Genomic DNA, 20424 nt, shown 5'->3' with positions numbered 1-20424 from the left:
TTCAGGCCTTTTCGCCCACCTCGTCGACCGGGTCGAACAACTGCACCGGCTGACCGGGCATGATTGTGGAAATGGCGTGCTTGTAGACCAACTGAGAATGGCCGTCCCTGCGAAGCAGGACGCAGAAATTGTCGAACCAGGTCACGACACCCTGTAATTTGACGCCATTCACCAGAAAGATCGTCAGAGGAATTTTTTGTTTCCGGACATAATTGAGAAAAGTGTCCTGGAGATTTTGCGCGCGATCGCCCGCCATGAAAGTTGCCTCGCCAGCCCATCGCCGCCGGTCTTGGCTATGGGGCCGCTTATATGGTTGTCCGCTTTCGTGCGGTCGGTGACCGGCCTTCTTATTACAGGGCGAACCCTGCCGTTAGGCAAGAGGCCTTCGCCCCTAAATTGCCGTCATGGCACATTTTTCGCTGGGTGGATCTAGTTGCCGATGCCCAGCGATTTCAGTTTTCGATGGAGCGCCGAGCGTTCCATACCGACGAATTCCGCCGTGCGCGAGATGTTTCCGCTGAAGCGGGCGATCTGTGCCAGCAGATATTCCCGTTCGAAGATCTCGCGGGCCTCGCGCAGCGGCAGGCTCATCAATTTCTCGCCCCCTGCCCCGCCCGGCGTCGATGGCACCAACGCACCGATCTCGGTCGGCAGCATGTCGGTGGTGATCGGCGCGTCAGGTTCGCCGGAGGTGAGAATCATCAGGCGCTCGACGTTGTTGCGGAGCTGGCGGACGTTGCCCGGCCAGTCATGCGACTGCAGGACCGCCATCGCGTCCTCGCCGATTCGGCGCTTCGGCAGGCCCGTCGTCGCCGAGATCTGGTCCATGAAGAACTCGATCAGTTCCGGAACGTCTTCCCGTCTCTCGGACAAGGACGGCACGCGGATCGGGACGACGCCGAGACGGTGGAAGAGATCCTCGCGAAGGCGCCCGGCAGCGATCTCCGCCGGCAGGTCGCGGCTCGACGAGGAGATGATCCGCACATCCACATGGACGCGCGTCGTGCCCCCGAGCCGCTGGAAATTCTGATCGACCAGCACGCGCAGGATCCGGCCCTGAGTCTCGCGCGGCATGTCGGCGATTTCGTCGAGATAGAGCGTGCCGCCATGGGCTTCCTCGAGCGCGCCGACGCGCCGACCTTTGCCGTCCTCGCCCTCCATGCCGAACAATTCGGCTTCCATGTTGTCCGGCGTGATCGTTGCAGCCGACACCACCACGAAGGGGCCGTTGGCGCGGCCGGACAGGCCGTGAATCGTCCGTGCGGTCAGTTCCTTGCCGGAGCCCGGAGCCCCGGTCACGAGGATGCGCGCATTCGTCGGCGACGCGCGCTCCACGGCCTGACGCAACTGGTTGATGGTCACCGACTTGCCGGCAATGCGGGTTGCCTGGACTGAGCGGGCCCGCAGGTCGCGGACTTCACGTTTCAGCCGCGAGGCTTCCAGCGCACGCTCCGCCACGAGCACGAGGCGGTCGGCCTTGAACGGCTTCTCGATGAAGTCGTAAGCCCCAGACTTGATTGCCGAAACTGCCGTCTCCACATTGCCGTGACCCGAAATCATGACAACCGGCAGATCCGGATGGTCGGCCTTCACCAACTCGAGCACCTGCAACCCATCGAGACGGCTGCCCTGCAGCCAGATGTCGAGAAACACCAGATGCGGCCGGCGCGCTTCGATCGAGGCAAGCGCCTCGTCGGAAGAACCGGCGGTGCGTGTGCGGTGACCTTCGTCTTCCAGAATACCCGCGACCAGATCCCGAATATCGGCTTCGTCGTCGACGACCAGAATATCAGCGCTCATAGGGCAACCCCGCGTGTATCGGTATCAGCAGGGCCGGCCGACGCCTCATCAAATGCAACATGCTTCGTCTTTGGTAGCCACATGCGAACCTGTCCACCCCGTCCGTTGGGGTTATCGACAAGCTCCATGCCCCCGCCATGCTCTTCGAGAATTTTTGCGACGATCGGAAGTCCGAGGCCCGTGCCTCCTTCGCGCGTCGTCATATAGGGCTCCAGCAACCGTTGCCTCCCCTCGATCGGAAATCCTTTGCCATTATCCGTCACGGCAAGAACGAAATAGTCGGGATGGGTCGTGTCGAGAACGACGGAAATCATCCCCTCGCCCCGCTCATCCTCGGGCACCGCCGAGATCGCCTCAGTGGCGTTCTTGACGATGTTCTGCACGGCCTGTGACAACAGCCGGCGATCGAATGGCGCAATCACCGGCCCGTCCGGCAACGTGTCGGCAATCGTGATCTCCGGATGTGCGATTCGCATCAGGAAAACCACCTGCTTGACCATTTCGCCGAGATCGTCCTCACCGATAGTCGGCTTCGGCATCCGCGCGAAAGACGAGAATTCATCGACCATGCGCTTGATGTCGTCCACCTGCCGCACGATCGTGTCCGTGCATTGGTCGAACACTTCGCGGTCGGTGGTGATGACCTTGCCGTATTTGCGCCGGATGCGCTCGGCCGCGAGTTGAATCGGCGTCAGCGGGTTCTTGATCTCGTGCGCGATGCGCCTTGCCACGTCGGCCCACGCGGAGGTTCGCTGTGCCGACACCAGATCGGTGATGTCATCGAGCGTGATGACGAGATCGCGTTCATCGCTGCGCGCCTGTTCGCTCGTCACGCGAACGTCGATCGTGCGCTCCTTGCCCCGTCGCGAAATCAGGATCTGCTGCTGCATGAGGCGGTGTCGTCCCTGCCGCATTTCCTCCACGAGATCAGCCACCTCGGGAAGAACCACCGTGATCGGCGCGCCGAGCAAATTGTCGAGCGAGGTTGAAAGCAGCGCCTCGGTGGAGGGGTTGGCGATGGTGATCACGCCCTTCGCGTTGATACCGATCACACCCGCAGAGACGCCGGCGAGGACCGCCTCGGTGAACCGGCGGCGGCGGTCCATGAGGTCGCTTGCGGCGGTCAGCCCGTCGTGCTGGTGACGCAACTCCGACGTCATCTTGTTGAATGTCTCGCCCAGATGCGCGAGATCGCCCTCCCCGCGCCGGACCGGAACCTGAACGTAAAAATTCCCCGTCGCCACCTGATCGGTCGCGTGGATCAGTCGGCGAATGGGCGCGACCAGCCGATTGGCGAAATTCAGCCCGAACCAGATCGCCGACAGCAGCACGATCAGGGCGATGAGGGCGAACATCGACGCGAACGCCACCTGGATGCCGGCCTTCTTCTGTTCGAGCGCCTCATACAAAGCGACACCGGCCTCGGCCACAGGCGGAAACTCCACGGCGCGCGGATCGACCTCTCGTGCGACGAACAGGATTCGACCGCCATGGGACGACAGCTTCAGCACTGACCGGAAAATGTTTCCCTCGCGGGGGAAGAGGCACAGGGCCTCCTCCGCATTGGCCTCGGCAAGGTCTTCGGCGGATGGCGGCGGAATGCCCTCCACCTTCTTGGGCTCGATCCGCTCGACCACGGTTCCATCCGGCTCGAGGATCATCGTGAGCGGAAAGCCCAGGAACACCGAGCGCGAATTCATGAAGTCGCGAAAGACGTTTCGGTCGGCGTCGTAGAGCACCTTGGCCCGGTTGAGGTCCGCGGCCATGAGCTGGGTCTCACGCGCAAGCGTGGTGCATTGCAGCTCCCGGTAGGATCGGGCGATCGAAACGGTGTTGCCCATCAGCTCCTTGATCGAGCCGGTGAACCAGGGATCAAGCCCGCGCTCCAGCGTCACCGTTGCCACCATCGCAACCAAAATTGCAGGAAACACCGCCACAAGACTGAAAAGTCCGACGATTCTCACGTGCAATCCGGCCGCCGCAGCTCCGGCCCGTTGCTCCCGTACAAGTCTCCTGGTCTGCCAGGCGACGATGCCCAGAAGCAGCAGAATAAGCGCGCCGTTGAGGATGAACACGCCGATGACGACGAAATGGGTCGGCAGAATCGGGGTCAGTCCCGCCAGCACGAGGAAGGTCGCGAGTGCTGAACCAAGTGCCGCCAGAACGGCGATCGGCCCGAGCCAGCCGAATCCGAGACGGTTCGCGTCGTGCCCGTGTCGGTGTGGGTGGGCGGCCTGCTGAATCAAAGAACTTTGCCCCGTTGCCGGCGCCGTTGGAGGTCGCCTCATTCTTGTGGTGATGCACCAACACAACACTGTGGTCAAATGACCACATTAAGGCAGCGGGGTGCGGCCTTCTGCCGGAATTGCCGGCGGGCTATCGGCTCGTGCGCACAACCTGCAACTCCAGATCGCGGACCTTCTTGCGCAAAGTATTGCGGTTGACGCCGAGAAGCTCCGCCGCCCTGATCTGGTTGCCGCGCGTGGCGGCGAGCGCTGCGCCGATCAGCGGGCCTTCGATCTCGCGCAGGATGCGGTGATAAAGACCGGGCGGCGGCAGGTTGTCCTTGAACCCGGAGAAATAATCCACGAGATGCCGCTCGACCGCATCCGAAAGGCCCTCGGAGGCGTCCAAGCTGTCCGCTCGTCCCGAGGCGAGAGGCATCGCGATCGGCTGCGCGTCCAGTTCCGAATCGATGATCGCCCCGCTGATCACGTCCTGCGGGTAGAGAGCGGCCAGGCGCCGGACAAGGTTCTCCAACTCCCGCACATTCCCCGGCCAGCGATAGCGCTTCATGCGGTCCATCGCTTCCGAATCGAGCTGCTTGCGCGACAGACCTTCCTTTTCCACCAGAGCGAAGAAATGGCGAGCGAGATCCGGGATGTCCTCCACCCGCTCCCGCAGGGGCGGCAGCCGCAACGGCACGACGTTGAGCCGGAAGAACAGGTCCTCGCGGAACAACCCTTGCTGGATCAGGATCCGCAGGTCCTTGTTGGTGGCAGCGACGATCCGCACATTGGTCTTGATCGGAATGCGCCCGCCGACCGTGGTGTATTCGCCTTGCTGGAGCACGCGCAGCAACCGCGTCTGCGCTTCCATCGGCATATCGCCGATCTCGTCGAGAAACAGCGTACCACCCTCGGCCTGTTCGAAGCGGCCGGTATTGCGCGCGGTTGCTCCGGTGAAGGCGCCCTTCTCGTGGCCGAACAGATCAGACTCGATCAGCTCGCGCGGAATCGCCGCCATGTTGACGGCGACGAAGGGTCCCTGACGGCGCTTGCCGTAATCGTGCAGGGCCTTGGCCACGAGTTCCTTGCCGGTGCCGGACTCGCCGGTGATCATCACGGTGAGGTCGGTCGGCATCAGGCGGGCGAGCGAGCGATAGATGTCCTGCATGGCCTGCGAGCGGCCGACGAGCGGGATCTCTTCCTGATCCGCCTGCGGTGGGGCAATCGACGCCGCGCGTGGGCGCGACAGGGCCCTGCCCACCACCGCCACCAGTTCCTTGAGATCGAAAGGCTTCGGCAGATATTCGTAGGCGCCGCGCTCGGATGCCTTGATGGCGGTCATGAAGGTGTTCTGCGCGCTCATGACGATGACAGGCAGATCGGGGCGCAGTTTCTTGATGCGAGGCAGAAGGTCAAAAGCGTTCTCGTCCGGCATCACCACATCGGTGATGATCAGGTCGCCCTCCCCCTGTGCGACCCAGCGCCAGAGGGTGGCGGCGTTGCTGGTGGAGCGCACCTCGTAGCCGGCCCGCGACAGGGCCTGATTGAGCACCGTGCGGATCGCGGCGTCATCGTCGGCGAGAAGGATCTGTCCACTCGGCATGGGGCAAGTCTCACAATTCGGACGCGCGACCGTCATCGGCGCGGTGCATGGGCAGCAGGATGCGAAATGAGGTGCGGCGCGGAGCGGGATCGCATTCGACGATGCCGCCATGATCGCCCACGATCTTTGCCACGAGGGCAAGGCCGAGGCCGCTCCCTTGCGCTTTCGTGGTCACGAAGGGATCGAACAGATCGCTCACCAGGTCGGCGGGAACGCCGGGGCCGTTATCGCGGATGCTAAGTTCGATCGGCAGGGAGACGCGCTCGGCGGCGCCCGGCATCTGCAGGCGCACCCCGGTGCGAAAAGCAGTCGACAGGACGATCTCGCCATCCGACGCGTCGATTCCAACCGCTTCGGCGGCGTTCTTCACCAGGTTGAGCACGACCTGGATCAACTGGTCGCGGTTGCCGAGGACCGGCGGAAGGGACGGGTCGTAGTTTTCGACGAAGCGGATGTGGCGGGCAAAGCCCGACTGGGCGAGGCGCTTCACGTGGTCGAGCACCCCATGGACATTGATCGGCCCCCGCTCCGAGGGGCGTTCTTCGCCAAAGAGCTCCATGCGCTCGACGAGCTTCACGATCCGGTCGGTCTCGTCGCAGATCAGGCGCGTGAGCTGGCGGTCCTCGTCATTTGCGGATTGCTCGAGGAGTTGCGCCGCACCGCGGATCCCTGAGAGCGGGTTCTTGATCTCATGCGCCAGCATCGCGCCCAAAGCGGTGATCGACCGGGCGGCACCGCGATGGGTCAGTTGCCGGTCCATCTTGTCGGCGATGGTGCGCTCCTGCAGCATCACGATCACGTCCTCGCCCACATCCCCCAGCGGGGTCGCGAACACATCGACGATGCGCTCAGCTCCGATGCGTGGCGATCCGATATCGATCCGGTGCTCGCTGACGCTCGATCCGCGCTGGCGCACGTCGTCGATCAGTGCCATCACGGGCGAGCCGAAGGGAATGAAATCGCTGAGCTTCTGGCGCTGCATGACCCGGAGGCTCATGTCGAAAAAGGCTTCGGCGGCGGCATTGGCGTGTGTCACCGCGCCTGATGCGCCGATGGTCAGAACCGGCAGGGGCAGCGCATTCATGACACGATCATTGACGCCGACGGTCATGCGGCCTCCCGCACCCGATCGGCATAGAGCGACCGCAGCAATCCGAACACGACCTTCGACTCCTCGGTCGTCACCAGTTTCATGCGCGAGGCGGCGTCGAACGCGAAACCCGCGGCGATCGCCACGTCCGCATAAGCCGCCAGGTGCTTCCGGGCGTGGCGGATGGCGACCTTTTCGCCATAAAGGGCGATGAGGCCCTCATAATGTCCGACCGCAATCTCGGTCATCGCCTCCGGCGTCGGGTCGGCGATGTGGCGGCCCTTCAGGCCTGCGCCGATCTGGCCGACGAGCCAGGGACGGCCGACCGCGCAACGCCCGACCATGACGGCAGCGGCTTGGGATTCAGACAGGCAGCGCCGCGCATCCTCAAGCGAGCCGATATCGCCATTGGCGATCACCGGGATGGTAACGGCAGCCACGACAGCCGCGATGGCCTTCCAGTCCGCCTCGCCCTTGTAGAATTGCTGGCGCGTGCGACCGTGAACGGTGATCGCCTTGACCCCAAGGGCCTCCGCACGGCGGGCGAGTTCGGGCGCGTTGATCGTCTTCTCGTCCCAGCCGAGGCGCATCTTCACCGTCACCGGAACACTCGCCACGGCGACGCTCGCCTCGATCAGCCGGCAGGCATGATCGAGATCCCGCATGAGAGCCGAGCCGGCATAGCCGCCGATCACGCGCTTTGCCGGACAGCCCATGTTGATGTCGACGATACGCGCGCCCGCGGCCTCGGCAATCCTAACCCCTTCGGCCATCGAACGCGGATCGCAGCCGGCCAGCTGCACCACGTGCGGCTCGATGCCGGAGCCCTCGGCGCGAAGCTGCGCTTCGGCATAGCCCTTCACCAATTCGTCGGAAACGACCATCTCGGACACGACGAGACCGGCGCCGAGCCCCTGCGCCGCACGGCGGAACGCCACATCGGTCACGCCGGACAGCGGCGCGAGAATGGCCGGCGTCCTGATCGGCAGGTCTCCGATGGAGAAATCCGATACGCCTATTTTTTGATCAGTTCCCATTGTGCCCAATGAATAGCCAATTGCGCGCGTTGCGCAAGTCCCTGCGGGTATCGGGTACCCTGTGCCACATGCATGCGGCGATTGCGTTAGACGTGTTCGCCCCTTAGGAGAACGGATCCTTCGGAGTGCCAGACAGCATGTCAGTCGCCGCCCTCATTGTCGCCGCCGGCCGCGGTTTCCGAGCGGGCAATGGCTTGCCGAAGCAGTACCGCTCGCTCGCCGGCCGGACAATCCTCGCACGGACGCTCGACGCGTTTTTGACGCATCCCGGAATTGACGTCGTGCAGGTGGTTATTCATCCGGACGATGAAGCCCTCTATCGCCAAAGCGTGTCGGAACTCGCGCCCCATACAGCCGCCCACTTGTCGCCGCCTGCCTATGGGGGCGAAACCCGGCAGAATTCAGTACTGAACGGCCTCGAAGCCCTGGGACATTCGGCCGTGGACCTCGTCCTCATCCATGATGCGGCGCGGCCCTTCGCCGAACCCGCATTGATCGACCGCGCCATCGCGGCCGGCCGTGCCTTCCGGGCGGCGGTGCCGGGTTCCGCGGTCACCGACACGATCAAGGTCGTGGATGGCGAAGGCAGAGCCGTCTCGACCCTCGATCGCGCAACTTTGCGCGCCGTCCAGACACCGCAAGCCTTTTCCTTCAACGTCCTGCTGGCGGCACACCGCAAAGCTGCCGCCGCGGGCTTGCACGCCTTCACCGATGACGGCGCCTTAGCGGAATGGGCCGGCCTGACCGTCCATGTTTTCGATGGCGACGCGGGCAATCTGAAGCTGACCGGCGCGGCGGATTTTCAAGCGGCCGAGCAACGCCTGAAAGGACGCGCCATGGCCTACCTCACGCGGTTCGGGACCGGCTTCGATGTTCATGCCTTTGTTGACGGGGATCATGTATGGCTCGGCGGCATCAAGATCGCACACGACCGGGGCGTGGTGGCGCATTCGGACGGCGACGTGATCCTGCACGCCCTGACCGACGCCGTGCTGGGCGCGCTCGCAGACGGCGACATCGGCACGCACTTCCCGCCGAGTGATCCGCAATGGCGCGGCGCCTCATCGGACCGGTTTCTCGCCTATGCGGTCGCCCTGGTGCGCGAAAGGGGCGGCATCGTCGATCATCTGGACGCGACGCTGCTCTGCGAGCGGCCCAAGCTCGGCCCGCACCGCGAGGCGATCCGGGCGCGGATCGCCGCAATCGCAAACCTTGAGATCGACCAGGTCTCGGTGAAGGCGACGACGACCGAGAAACTGGGCTTCACCGGCCGCGGCGAGGGCATTGCGGCGCAAGCCGCGGCGACAATTCGCTTGCCGGAGAAACGCCCATGACCCCGGAATTGAAGGACCGTGCCGCGGCGCTTCTGCGCGGCTGCAAGTCCCGGGGCTGGAAACTTGCCACGGCGGAATCCTGCACCGGCGGTCTGGTGGCGGCTCTCCTGACCGAGATTCCCGGTTCATCGGCGGTGGTCGAGCGCGGCTTCGTGACCTATTCCAACGAGGCAAAGACTGAGATGCTGGGCGTCCCCTCAACCCTTCTCGCCGCCCATGGAGCGGTGAGCGAAGAGATTGCGCGGGCGATGGCGGATGGCGCGCTGACGCGTTCCCGCGCCGACATTGCCGTATCGATTACCGGCGTTGCTGGCCCGGGTGGCGGCAGCGAAGCAAAGCCGGTCGGCCTTGTTCACTTCGCGCTCGCGCATCGCGGCCGTGAAACGCAGGTTCTGGTCCGTCGTTATGGGGATCTCGGCCGCCAGATCGTTCGCCTGCGAGCAGTCGAGGAGGCGATGCGGCTTCTGGAAAGCACGCTCTCCGCCTAGCCAGACGTCAGGCCCGCGAGGACCCTACGCGCCCTGACCGCGAATCGGCTGAATAGATCAAATCGGCCCGTTCTTCAAAGGCTTCGGCGAATTTCCTGAACGCCTTGTCGAAGACTGCGCCCATCAGCACGCCGAGCGCGAAGCTCTTGAATTCATAATTGATGTAGAAGCCGACCTCGCTTCCCGTCGGCAAATCGCGGAAGGTCCAGCGGTTTTCCAGAAACTTGAACGGCCCATCCACGTATTCCACGTCGATGCGAAGCCGCGGATGATCGAGTTCGACCCGGCTCGTGAAGCTCTCGCGGATGGCCTTGTAGCCGACGCTCATCGCCGCCACGACGGTTTCGATCCCCTCGCCGCTTTGCGCTCGGCGGACGACGCGCAGGCTCTCGCAGAGGGGCACGAATTCCGGATAGCTTTCCACATCGGCCACGAGAGCGAACATCTCGGCGGCGCTGTGCTTCACCTGACGCATGGAGCGGAATGTGGGCATCGTCAGGCAGCCTCCAGTCGGGATTCGAGCGCCGCGAAATCGGCGCGCGAGCGCACGATGAAGACTTGCTGATCCGGACGCAGTTTCTTGAGCATTCGGGCGGTCTTGATGCCCATTTGCGCCGGATAGTTCCAGACCCAGCGCATGAAGGAGAAATCGAAACGCTCCGAGCAGCCCGGCCCGAGGTCGGGCCGCACCTGGCCGTAATGGCGCAGGACGCGCCAGGTTACCCGGAGCAGGCACTTCCAACGCGGGACATCGAGCCAGATGATGGTGGTCGCGCGAGGCACGCGGAGATCGAATGTGCTGGCATAATTGCCGTCCATGACCCATGCGGGCCGGGCCGCCAGTTCCGAGACACGCCCGCGCCATTCCTCCCGCGCGGGCATCGTCCATCCGGGGCCGAAATATTCCCGGTCGAGATGAATGAGCGGAAGGTGAAGCCTCGCCGCGAGGCTCCGTGCCAGCGTGCTTTTGCCGGCACCGGGGCTGCCGAGCACGAGAATGCGCTGCATCGACGGGCCGCCCATTCAGGCAAGTTTCGACAGACGAGCGGCCTTGAGCTTCGCGAAATCCTCGCCCGCATGGTGCGATGAACGGGTCAGCGGCGTTGCGGAGACGAGATGGAAGCCTTTGGCATAGGCCGTCGTCTCGAATGCCTTGAACTCGTCGGGCGTCACGAACCGGATCACCGGGTGATGCTTTTTTGTGGGCTGCAGATATTGCCCGATGGTCATGAAATCCACGTCGGCCGACCGCAGATCGTCCATCAGCTGAATGACCTCGTTCCGCTCCTCGCCGAGGCCAACCATGATGCCCGATTTGGTGAAGATGGTGGGGTCGATTTCCTTCACGCGCTGAAGCAGGCGGATCGAGTGGAAGTAGCGTGCGCCAGGGCGGACCTTGAGGTATTTCGACGGCACCGTCTCGAGATTGTGGTTGAAGACGTCGGGTTTGGCCGCGACGACGATCTCCAGCGCCCCCGGCTTCCTCAGGAAGTCCGGGGTCAGGATCTCGACCGTGGTCCGGGGCGAGCGGGAGCGAATGGCGTGGATCACATCGGCGAAGTGCTGCGCGCCGCCATCATCGAGATCGTCGCGATCGACCGACGTGATGACCACGTGTTCGAGACCGAGCTTCTGGACCGCGATGGCGACGTTTTCAGGCTCGTTGGGATCGAGCGCCTGCGGCATGCCGGTCTTCACGTTGCAGAAGGCGCAGGCCCTGGTGCAGGTGTCGCCCATGATCATGAAGGTGGCGTGCTTTTTCTCCCAGCACTCGCCGATATTCGGGCAGCCGGCCTCTTCGCAGACCGTGACGAGGTTGTTCTCTTTGACGATCCGGTTGGTCTCGGCCCATTTGGGCGAGCCTGGCGCTTTCACGCGGATCCAGTCGGGTTTTCGCTGCTGAACGGGCTGATCCGGCCGGTGGGCCTTTTCCGGATGGCGGGGACGGCTATCCCGGTTCAGAAGGTCGAGAACGACGGCCATGAACGTGAGTTCCTTGAGCGAAAATTACGCGCAATGCGTAATGCCATGACTTAAGGGTTTCGGGAGCCATTCGCAAATCGGGAATGACGCATGCCTGCCCGGCACCCGGGGCGCGTCAGATCAACCCCAGCATCAGCCGGATGTTCTGGACCGCGGCGCCGGACGCGCCCTTGCCGAGGTTATCCAGGCGCGCAACCAGCACGGCATGGCCATAATCGGGTTTGCTGAAAACCCGCAATTCCATGCGATCGGTGTCGTTGAGGGCTTCAGGTTCGATGCGTCCGCCGCCTCTCTCGTCGACCGGCACGACGCTGACCAGATCGCTACCCTCATACCATGCAGCCAAGGCCGCCTCGAGTTCGGAAGCGGTAGGTTTGCCAGGCAGCAGGTCGAGGTGGAGCGGGATGCTGACGAGCATGCCCTGACGGAAATTCCCCACCGACGGGATGAAGATGGGACGCCGAAGGAGGCCGCTATATTTCTGCAGTTCCGGCACATGCTTGTGCTCGAAGCCGAGGCCGTAAAGTTCGAAAGCGGGCGCGGTGCCGGCCTCGTAGGCCTCGATCATGGACCTGCCGCCGCCGCTATAGCCGCTGACCGCATTGACGCTGACCGGGTAATCGGCAGGCAGCAACCCGCCATCGATGAGCGGCCGCAGAAGCGCGATCGCTCCCGTGGGGTAGCAGCCGGGATTGGCCACCCGATCCGCTCCCGCGACCGCCTGCCTTTGCGTCGCGGAAAGCTCGGCGAAGCCATAGGCCCAACCAGGACTGACCCGATGGGCCGTGCTGGCGTCGAGGATCTTCGGCCTCCTGCCGGACAGGCCTTCCACGAGCGCGACGGTTTCGCGCGCGGCGCCATCGTGCAGGCACAGCACCACCAGATCGACCGCGCCGAGAATCTCCCGCTTGGCCGAAGGGTCCTTGCGCAGGTCGGGCGCGATGCTCCGGATCGCGATGCCCGGAACTCCTCTCAGACGTTCGCGAATACCAAGACCGGTCGTGCCCGCTTCGCCGTCGATGAACACGGTTGCCAGCCTCTGGTCCTGATCGGATGCGCTCTTGGTGATGGTCGACATCGCTGGTCCTATCGTCTGTTGGTTTCTCGTTCGCCGCGCGGTGATGAGATCAATATGGGGACAAAAACAAAAAAGCCGCGCTCCGGGCGCGGCTTGCGATCAGGCCCGAACAGCCGTCATCGCGCTCGCGCAGCGGGAGCGTTCAGTTGGCGTCGAAGGGCGAGCACGAGATTTTTCATGAGCGGTTTTATGTGATCGAATCCGACGCCTGTCAATTGCCGCCTGCCGGTCACGCCACCAACAAAAAAGGCGACCCGAAGGCCGCCTTTTGAGACTGATTTGGAAACGTCTTAGCGCTTCGAGAACTGGAAGCTGCGGCGGGCTTTCTTCTTGCCGTACTTCTTGCGTTCGACGACGCGCGAGTCGCGGGTCAGGAAGCCACCCTTCTTGAGCGGGCCGCGAAGCTCCGGCTCGTAATAGGTGAGCGCCTTGGAGACGCCGTGACGAACGGCGCCGGCCTGGCCCGACAATCCGCCGCCCTTGACGGTGACGGTGATGTCGTACTGCTCGTCGCGGTTCACGACGCCGAGCGGCTGCTTGAGGATCATGCGCAGAACGGGACGCGCGAAGTAGACTTCGAGCGCACGGCCGTTGACGACGATCTTGCCGGAGCCGGGCTTGATCCAGACGCGGGCGACCGCGTCCTTACGCTTGCCGGTGGCATAAGCACGGCCTTGGGCATCGACCTTCTTGACGTGCTTCGGAGCTTCCGGAGCGACGGTTTCGGCCTTCTGGCCGAGATCGGAGAGTGACTGAAGGGTCGCCATTACTTAGCTCCCACGTTCTTGCGGTTGAGGATGCCGACATCCAGCGCTTCTGGCTGTTGCGCGGTATGCGGATGCTCGGCGCCCTTGTAGACGCGGAGGTTGCCAAGGATCTGGCGGAAAAGCGGGCCGCGGGGGAGCATGCGCTCCACGGCCTTCTCGACGATGCGCTCAGGGAAGCGGCCTTCGAGAATGAACTTCGCCGACCGCTCCTTGATGCCGCCTGCGTAGCCGGTGTGGTGGTAATACACCTTCTGCTCGCGCTTGCGGCCGGTGAACACCACCTTGTCGGCGTTGATGACAATGACGTTATCGCCGCAATCGACGTGGGGAGTGTAGCTAGCCTTGTGCTTGCCGCGCAAACGCATGGCGACAACCGAAGCGAGACGGCCTACGACAAGGCCCTTCGCATCGATAACAACCCACTTCTTCTCGACCTCGGCGGGCTTCAGCGAAGTAGTCTTCATCGCGCTGTATCCCATTGGAGCGTTTTACGGCTCAGGTTCTGAAACAAGAAACCGCCGCGATATGCGACGGTCGGTGAGCCGGGGTGTAATGAAGCCCAGGTGTGATGTCAATCAATTTCATAGCGCCCAAAGCCCTGCAAGGCCAGCAATCATAGGCCTTTCAGACGCGCGGTATTACGATACCGTAGTTTGGAGTGCCGGGATCGAATAGGTGCCGGTGGCGTGGCAGACCAAGGCCGCCTCCCCTTCCGACATCATCGAAACCTCACCGACAGCCAGACGCTTGCCGAGCTTGAGAAGCCGGCATTCGGCAATCAGCGCGCGTTGGGCGGGCTTGCGCAGGAAGTTGAAGCTCAGATTGGTCGTGACCGCGAGCGCAACCGGCCCGAGCTGACCGAGAATCGCCGCATAGAGGGCGAGATCCGCCAGCGCCATCATCGACGGACCGGAAATGGTCCCGCCCGGCCGCAAATGCCGTTCGTGATAATCCATGCGCACGCGCGCCGAGAGCGGCCCCACGGCCTCCAGGTGATACGTCCGTCCGCCGAAGTGGATTTGCGGAAACTCGGCGTCGAGGAAGGCGCGCAATTCCTCGAGGCCCATGATGGGATAAGACAAAGTCATCCGGCCCTCATTGTCATTGAACTGCCCTCACCTCTCCAATACGGTTTGCCCATGAACCACGACAATTACCCGAATGACTACATCCGCGAGATTCTCAAGAGCGTGAAGACCATCGCGCTCGTGGGCGCATCCCAGAACCCGGCCCGTCCGAGCTGGATCGTGACCAAATACCTACTCGAGCGCGATTACGACGTGATCCCGGTCAATCCGGGGCTCGCCGGCGGCGAATTGCTGGGGCGCAAGGTTTACGGGACGTTGGCGGACATTCCCGTTCCCATCGACATGGTCGAGATCTTTCGCAATTCGGCGGCCGCCGGCCCCCTCACCGATGAGGCGCTGGCCCTCGATCCGCTGCCCAAGGTCATCTGGATGCAACTCTCGGTCCGCAACGACGAGGCGGCTGCGCGCGCGGAAGCAAAGGGCATCAAGGTGGTGATGGACCGTTGCCCGAAGATCGAGTTCGGGCGTCTCTCAGGGGAAATTTCCTGGCAGGGCGTCAATTCCCGCATGCTCAGCGCCAAGAGGCCGGTCCTGTCCGGCAAGGGTTTTCAGAAGCTCAGCCTCAACCGGCCTTGATCGGTGCGTGCTTCGAGACGCTTCGCTCCTCAGCATGAGGAACGTTTAGATTGTTCCAATCAACAGCGACCTCATGCTGAGGAGGCCGCCAGGCCGTCTCGAAGCACGCACTCCCTTGACTGAAGAACGATGCGTTCTTTATAAAGAACAATGCCAGTCCACTCCGCTTCCTGAAGGAATGCCCGCCATGACCGACCGTTTGCCCGGTTTCGACACCCTTGCCATCCATGCGGGGGCCGCCCCGGACGCGGCGACGGGGGCCCGGGCGACACCGATCTACCAGACCACCTCGTTCGTCTTCGACGATGTCGACCATGCGGCCTCCCTGTTCGGTCTGCAGGCTTTCGGCAATATCTATTCGCGTATCGGCAATCCAACCTGCGCCGTCCTCGAGGAGCGGGTCGCGGCGCTGGAGGGCGGCACGGCCGCCCTTGCGGTCGCGTCCGGTCACGCCGCACAGGTTCTGGTGTTCAACGCGCTGATGCAGCCCGGCGACGAGTTCGTTGCCGGCAACAAGCTCTATGGCGGCTCGATCAACCAGTTCACCCACACCTTCAAGAATTTTGGCTGGAATGTCGCCTGGGCCGACCCCGATGAGCCCGCCTCCTTCGAGGCGGCGATTACGCCGCGGACCAAGGCCATCTTCATCGAGTCGATCGCCAATCCCGGCGGCGTGATCGTCGACATCAAGGCGATCGCCGCCATTGCCAAAAAGCACCGCCTCCCGCTCATCGTCGATAACACGATGGCGTCGCCTTACCTCATTCGGCCGTTCGAGCACGGCGCCGACATCATCGTTCATTCGGCCACCAAATTCCTCGGCGGCCACGGCAATTCCATCGGCGGCTTGATCGTCGATGGCGGGTCGTTCAATTTTGCCGGTGACGATCGCTATCCGGCCCTGTCGAAGCCCCGCCCGGAATATGGCGGCATGGTACTGGGCGAGACCTTCGGCAATTTCGGCTTCGCCATCGCCTGCCGCGTGCTCGGGTTGCGGGATCTCGGGCCCGCGCTGTCGCCGTTCAATGCTTTCATGATCCTGACCGGAATCGAGACCCTGCCGCTTCGCATGCAACGCCACTCGGACAATGCGCTCGCGGTGGCGACGCATCTTGCGGCGCACCACAAGGTGTCATGGGTCAGCTATCCCGGCCTGCCATCCGATCGCTATTACCAACTCGCCAAGGAATATTGCCCCAAGGGCGCCGGCGCAGTGTTCACGTTCGGCCTCAAGGGTGGCTACGAGGCCGGCATCAAGCTGGTGTCGAACCTGAAGCTGTTCTCACATCTGGCCAATATCGGCGATACGCGCTCGCTCGTCATCCATCCCGCATCCACCACCCACCGGCAGCTCACCGACGCGCAAAAGACGCAGGCCGGGGCCGGACCGGAGGTCGTGCGCCTGTCCATCGGCATCGAGGACAAAGCCGACCTGATCGACGATCTCGACCAGGCGCTGGACGCTGCCTGATCGGTGATTGAAAAAGCACGCTGGGAGCATCCATGCGCGTCTTCCCTCCCTCGCGGGGAGGGTCAGGGTGGGGGTCGGAAAGTCAGCGTGCGGCTTGCATTCTTAGAGCTGCGGCGTTGATACCGCACTTTCCGACATGGGCCCTACCCAGTCGGTCCACCCCCATCTCCAGCTCCTCTCCGCATGGGGGAGGAGAGTTTGGGCGGCATTCCGTAAGTTCGCTGGAGGCCCGCGGTTTTCCGCGTATGCGCTGCGCTCGGTAAAAAGCGTCGCGATCGCCGCAGGCGCATTCCAAGCGCGCCCGCTCGAAAAGACCTTCTCGCCGCATCTCAGGCTGCGCTCCGCGCTCCCCGCGCATAGGCGCTGTGGACGGCTTTCATCGAGCGATCGATGGCGGTCCAGAGGCGTTCCATCTCCTCCGCCGCATGGGAACCGGGCTCGAATTCGCCTGCGCCCTCGCCTTCGGTCAGAGCCTGCGAGAAATCGGCCCGATGGGTGACCTGGCCGGCCCAGACCGGGATCTTGAGCGCGTTGAGCGCGCCGCGGGCATCGGCGACGATAGGCGCTTCATGATCGCCCCGTTTCGGAGGCGCGCCGTTGATCACCGCCGCGTAGGGCTTGCGCAACTCACGCGCGACCTCGACCGTATCCTGGACCGCCGCGATGTCGAAAACACCCGGCCGCATGGGAATGATCACCAGCGTGGCCAGTTTGATCGCCTCGACCACCGTGGCCGACTTGTCCGGCGGGGTATCGATCAACACCCACTCATAACCGTCGCGTTTCGCGGCCTTGACGGCATCCGCGAGGTTTCGGCCGCCATGTCGGAGAGCAGGGTTCTCGTTGCCGCGGATCTTGTGCCAGAACGACAGCGAGCCTTGCGGATCGGCATCGATGAGGAGAGTGCGGCGCGTGGGGCTGGCGATATAGGTCGCGAGATGTGCGGCGAGTGTGCTCTTTCCAGAACCGCCCTTCCGTGAAGCAAAGACCAGCACGTTCATGCCTTACTCCTGATAATGCCCGTTCATGACGCCCGGTTCGGTTAAGCCGAGCAGGTTCCGATACAATATCTATTTAACAGGAGAAGTCGCGGCTGCCCAAGCTGGAAGGGCAAATTGTCTCTGGACAATTCACCGGAAGCTTCGCCGCGCGGCCTTTAGGCGCCTCCCATGGAACGCGGCCGCAGCTTGGCTGCAAAGATATTGTTTTGGTGCCAAGCGCGCAGCAAAGCAACGATTCGGGAGGTTCGGCCGCTTCCGGAGCTTTTTCATTCGGAACCACAGAATAACTTCACCGTTAGCCTCTCGATTTAGAGAAAAGGAGTTCAGCACATGTCCAAACAGATCCTTCTTGCTGGCGCAGTTCTGGCCATGCTCGCCCCGGCGACTGCTTTCGCCCAGAGCAATGCTCAAGGTGGCGCTGCCGCCGGCGCGGCGACGGGTGCGGTTGGTGGTGCGATCGTGGGCGGCCCGGTCGGCGCGGCGGTTGGCGGTGTGACGGGCGCCATCGTGGGCGGAATTGCCGGCGATCAACAGCCCAGGTTCCGCCAATACGTCGTAACCCAGCGCCCGCCGTCATTCAGGTACGAGTCGGAAGTGGCCGTCGGCGCGGTTCTGCCGCCGTCAGGCGTCACGTATTATGAGGTGCCGCCGGAATACAACGTGCGCGGCTATCGCTACACCGTCGTCAACGACACGCCGGTGCTGGTCGATCCCGGCACGCGTCGGGTGGTGCAGGTCATCCGCTAGGCGGGTTTCAGTCGGCCTAGCGCCGGCTTGAATCGGAAAGGGCGGCCAACCGGCCGCTCTTTTCGTTGGTCAGGTCAGGCGCAGGTGGACGACAGCCATCGCGAGCAACAGCATGGCGAGGACCTGATGGGCGAGGCCCGCCCAGAGCGGCACGACGAGAAGCAGGGTCGCGATGCCGAGAACCATCTGCGCCAGCGTCAGCCCCGCAAGAGCGGTCGCCCGTCGAGCCGTCTTGGACCCTGCGTATCGCCGCCTCATGTGGACGGCATGCCAGACCGCTAAGGCGACGACGAGATACGCGAGCAGGCGGTGGTTCAGCTGAACCAGCGCGAGGTTGTCGACGAAGTTCTCGATCAGTGGCGTGACGCTGAACAGCACGGAAGCGGGCGGGACAAAAGCCCCGTCCATCAATGGCCACGTATTGTAGGTGAACCCTGCCTTCGAGCCGGCCACGAGACCGCCGAGCACGATCTGCAAAAGGATCAAGCCGAGCAGCAAACCGGGCGCGACCGGTTTCGAAGGTGTCCTGAGCGCGGCGCCGGCCGAGGGCCGCAAGCCTGCGGCGATCGAGACCAGCAGCGCGAGGATGATGCCCGCCACCGTCAGGTGGAGAGCAAGCTTGATCGGCGCCACTGCCGTCATGCCCGGCTCCAGGCCCGACGCCACCATGATCCAGCCGATTCCCGCCTGCAGGCCGCCCAACGCCCCTACTCCCAAGAGCGCAAGCGCCAGCCGCCCCGTGATGGCGCCACGGAGCCAGAACCAGACCAGGGGCAGAAAGAATACCAGGCCGATCAGGCGTCCAAGCTGGCGATGCCCCCACTCCCAGGCGTAGATGAACTTGAACTCGGCAACGGTCATGCCCTTGTTCAGAAGCTCATACTGCGAGATCTGCCGATATTTCTCGAATTCCGCCAACCATGCGCCGTCCGACAGCGGCGGGATCGCCCCGGTGACGGGTTTCCACTCCGTGATCGACAGGCCAGAACCGGTCAGACGGGTGGCGCCGCCGACCGCGATCATCAGAATCACCAGCCCGGCGAGGCAATACAGCCACGTTTTCACAGCGGATATGCGGGCGGCGGAGCCGACCAGCGGCAGGTTTTCGGTGGCGGCTGCGACAGCCATGCGCATTCTCACGGTCGATTTAGGGTTGAACCCGGGATGGCGCCTGTCACATAGAGGCAGCATCGCTTCGACGCAATCAATGCCAATGCCGCACCACGCACGGTGGACGGCCGATGGGGATCCTGAAACATGCGCATGCGCACGCGAAAACTGGTCGGCACCATCGTGATGCTGGTCTTCATCGGGTTCTACGTGCTGTTTGCCATGGCGGCGGCTGAGGGAACCATCACGCGCGCGCCCAAATTGCTCCAAACCGTCTTCTACATCGTGCTTGGGCTGGTGTGGATCTTGCCCCTGCTGCCGCTCATCCGGTGGATGGGGAAACCCGACAAAACCTAGCGTTTCGATAAGAAAAAGGCCCGCATCGAGCGGGCCCTTTCGTCAGCGGCAGACGGTCCGACGGCTCGGCTGCCAGCCCCATCCCGGGACCCACTCGCTGAATCGCTCGGTAAAGCAACGGCGATAAACCGGCCGAGGTGCGTAATAGACCGGCTCGCCATAAACCGGGCCGGATTCCACATAAACCGGCGGTGGCGGTGGCGGCGGCGCGTAATAAACCGGCGCGCCATAGGCCGGACTCTGCGAGGCGGCGATGGCACCGCCGACGGCCAATCCACCCAGAACGCCGAGCGCCGCAGCCGCGCCGGGCGAGAAACGGTCCCGGGCGGCCGCAGGTTCCGCAGCGGCGAGACCGCCGACAAGGGCCAGCGCCGCAACCGTGCCTGAGACAACTTGCAAGACTTTCATCAGCGTCACCTTCAGTAAACGAGAGGCATTCGTCAGCCTCTCCTCGTGCTCCGGTATAGCCCTTCGAACCTCACTGGAAGCTGAACAAATCAAGGCGACGATGCGTCGAAGAGGCCATTTCGCGGCTTGGTAACGGATTGGTAAAAAATCGCCTTCTCAGAACCGGGTCGGCCACTTGCCGGTGGCGACTGAGGTGTGTCTGCGTCTCACCTTATCTTGGATGCGCGAAGCGGCGTCTCGAAGTGGGTCCTCCAGTGG

22 protein-coding genes are annotated in these 20424 nt (G+C 63.4%); 6 read left to right on the top strand and 16 right to left on the bottom strand.

The genetic code is table 11. From position 1 onward, the window contains the following. Nucleotide 1: 1 nt before the first annotated feature. The 6 genes from hfq to dusB all read right to left on the bottom strand — a co-directional run bounded on the left by hfq (nt 2) and on the right by dusB (nt 7758). Complete coding sequence (hfq, locus tag FEZ63_RS15230) at nt 2–256, bottom strand: RNA chaperone Hfq (protein WP_150945960.1); 255 nt, start codon at nt 254–256, stop codon at nt 2–4. A 173-nt stretch (nt 257–429) separates the two neighbouring features. Beyond that, on the bottom strand, nt 430–1800 hold the full coding sequence (gene ntrX / locus FEZ63_RS15225; RefSeq protein ID WP_150945958.1) for a nitrogen assimilation response regulator NtrX: 1371 nt from the start codon (nt 1798–1800) through the stop codon (nt 430–432). After that, nucleotides 1797–4046 (bottom strand): sensor histidine kinase NtrY-like, encoded by a 2250-nt coding sequence (locus FEZ63_RS15220; protein ID WP_244622818.1) that lies wholly within the window; start codon nt 4044–4046, stop codon nt 1797–1799. Before FEZ63_RS15220 ends, ntrX begins: the two co-directional genes overlap by 4 nt. 130 nt (nt 4047–4176) lie before the next feature. After that, a complete protein-coding gene (ntrC, locus tag FEZ63_RS15215) occupies nt 4177–5631 on the bottom strand; it encodes a nitrogen regulation protein NR(I) (protein ID WP_150945954.1) in 1455 nt (484 codons plus the stop codon). A gap of 10 nt (nt 5632–5641) precedes the next feature. Continuing rightward, on the bottom strand, nt 5642–6742 hold the full coding sequence (locus tag FEZ63_RS15210) for a two-component system sensor histidine kinase NtrB (RefSeq protein WP_150945952.1): 1101 nt from the start codon (nt 6740–6742) through the stop codon (nt 5642–5644). Next, nucleotides 6739–7758, bottom strand: a complete 1020-nt coding sequence (gene dusB / locus FEZ63_RS15205) for a tRNA dihydrouridine synthase DusB (RefSeq protein WP_150945950.1) — start codon at nt 7756–7758, stop codon at nt 6739–6741. The genes FEZ63_RS15210 and dusB overlap by 4 nt, the downstream gene beginning before the upstream one ends. Before the next feature lie 137 nt (nt 7759–7895). On the opposite strand from dusB, the gene FEZ63_RS15200 reads away from it, so the two are divergent. Next, the gene (locus FEZ63_RS15200) at nt 7896–9092 is read left to right on the top strand and encodes a bifunctional 2-C-methyl-D-erythritol 4-phosphate cytidylyltransferase/2-C-methyl-D-erythritol 2,4-cyclodiphosphate synthase (protein WP_150945949.1); all 1197 of its coding nucleotides are present in this window, start codon (nt 7896–7898) and stop codon (nt 9090–9092) included. After that, the gene (locus tag FEZ63_RS15195) at nt 9089–9580 is read left to right on the top strand and encodes a CinA family protein (RefSeq protein ID WP_150945947.1); all 492 of its coding nucleotides are present in this window, start codon (nt 9089–9091) and stop codon (nt 9578–9580) included. Before FEZ63_RS15200 ends, FEZ63_RS15195 begins: the two co-directional genes overlap by 4 nt. 7 nt (nt 9581–9587) lie before the next feature. Here the strand turns inward: FEZ63_RS15195 and FEZ63_RS15190 are convergent, their stop codons facing one another. The 7 genes from FEZ63_RS15190 to FEZ63_RS15160 form a co-directional block, all read right to left on the bottom strand. Next, nucleotides 9588–10073 carry a type II toxin-antitoxin system RatA family toxin gene (locus FEZ63_RS15190; RefSeq protein ID WP_150945945.1) on the bottom strand — a complete coding sequence of 162 codons (486 nt, stop codon included), beginning with the start codon at nt 10071–10073 and terminating at the stop codon, nt 9588–9590. A 2-nt stretch (nt 10074–10075) separates the two neighbouring features. After that, entirely contained in the window at nt 10076–10588 is a 513-nt protein-coding gene (locus FEZ63_RS15185) for an AAA family ATPase (protein ID WP_150945943.1), read from the bottom strand. 15 nt (nt 10589–10603) lie between these two features. Next, complete coding sequence (gene lipA, locus FEZ63_RS15180; RefSeq protein WP_150945941.1) at nt 10604–11563, bottom strand: lipoyl synthase; 960 nt, start codon at nt 11561–11563, stop codon at nt 10604–10606. Nucleotides 11564–11678: 115 nt separating this feature from the next. Next, nucleotides 11679–12641 carry an N-acetyl-gamma-glutamyl-phosphate reductase gene (gene argC, locus FEZ63_RS15175; protein ID WP_150945939.1) on the bottom strand — a complete coding sequence of 321 codons (963 nt, stop codon included), beginning with the start codon at nt 12639–12641 and terminating at the stop codon, nt 11679–11681. Nucleotides 12642–12931: 290 nt separating this feature from the next. Beyond that, nucleotides 12932–13408 carry a 30S ribosomal protein S9 gene (gene rpsI / locus FEZ63_RS15170; RefSeq protein ID WP_150945937.1) on the bottom strand — a complete coding sequence of 159 codons (477 nt, stop codon included), beginning with the start codon at nt 13406–13408 and terminating at the stop codon, nt 12932–12934. Then, nucleotides 13408–13872, bottom strand: coding sequence for a 50S ribosomal protein L13 (rplM, locus tag FEZ63_RS15165; RefSeq protein WP_150945935.1), 465 nt, complete (start codon nt 13870–13872; stop codon nt 13408–13410). The genes rpsI and rplM overlap by 1 nt, the downstream gene beginning before the upstream one ends. 174 nt (nt 13873–14046) lie before the next feature. Then, entirely contained in the window at nt 14047–14496 is a 450-nt protein-coding gene (locus FEZ63_RS15160) for a PaaI family thioesterase (protein ID WP_150945933.1), read from the bottom strand. A gap of 51 nt (nt 14497–14547) precedes the next feature. Between FEZ63_RS15160 and FEZ63_RS15155 the strand changes: the two genes are divergently transcribed. Both FEZ63_RS15155 and FEZ63_RS15150 read left to right on the top strand, forming a co-directional pair. Then, complete coding sequence (locus FEZ63_RS15155) at nt 14548–15072, top strand: CoA-binding protein (protein ID WP_150945931.1); 525 nt, start codon at nt 14548–14550, stop codon at nt 15070–15072. A gap of 187 nt (nt 15073–15259) precedes the next feature. Continuing rightward, the gene (locus FEZ63_RS15150; RefSeq protein WP_150945929.1) at nt 15260–16543 is read left to right on the top strand and encodes an O-acetylhomoserine aminocarboxypropyltransferase; all 1284 of its coding nucleotides are present in this window, start codon (nt 15260–15262) and stop codon (nt 16541–16543) included. A gap of 329 nt (nt 16544–16872) precedes the next feature. Here the strand turns inward: FEZ63_RS15150 and FEZ63_RS15145 are convergent, their stop codons facing one another. Beyond that, nucleotides 16873–17544, bottom strand: a complete 672-nt coding sequence (locus FEZ63_RS15145; RefSeq protein ID WP_150945927.1) for a ParA family protein — start codon at nt 17542–17544, stop codon at nt 16873–16875. 330 nt (nt 17545–17874) lie between these two features. Between FEZ63_RS15145 and FEZ63_RS15140 the strand changes: the two genes are divergently transcribed. Continuing rightward, complete coding sequence (locus tag FEZ63_RS15140; RefSeq protein WP_150945925.1) at nt 17875–18291, top strand: DUF1236 domain-containing protein; 417 nt, start codon at nt 17875–17877, stop codon at nt 18289–18291. A gap of 69 nt (nt 18292–18360) precedes the next feature. On the opposite strand, the gene FEZ63_RS15135 is transcribed toward FEZ63_RS15140, so the two are convergent. Then, on the bottom strand, nt 18361–19419 hold the full coding sequence (locus FEZ63_RS15135) for a COX15/CtaA family protein (RefSeq protein WP_150945923.1): 1059 nt from the start codon (nt 19417–19419) through the stop codon (nt 18361–18363). Between the two features lie 135 nt (nt 19420–19554). On the opposite strand from FEZ63_RS15135, the gene FEZ63_RS15130 reads away from it, so the two are divergent. Continuing rightward, entirely contained in the window at nt 19555–19758 is a 204-nt protein-coding gene (locus FEZ63_RS15130) for a DUF2842 domain-containing protein (protein ID WP_338042220.1), read from the top strand. Between the two features lie 42 nt (nt 19759–19800). Here FEZ63_RS15130 and FEZ63_RS15125 read toward each other — a convergent pair whose 3' ends face one another. After that, entirely contained in the window at nt 19801–20166 is a 366-nt protein-coding gene (locus tag FEZ63_RS15125; RefSeq protein WP_150945919.1) for a hypothetical protein, read from the bottom strand. Nucleotides 20167–20424: the final 258 nt, after the last annotated feature.

The sequence above is a fragment of the Microvirga brassicacearum genome (assembly GCF_008757455.1).
Lineage (GTDB): Bacteria > Pseudomonadota > Alphaproteobacteria > Rhizobiales > Beijerinckiaceae > Microvirga > Microvirga brassicacearum.
The sequence above is the reverse complement of the archived record's forward strand: the minus strand, read 5'-3'. Positions and strand labels throughout refer to the sequence as shown.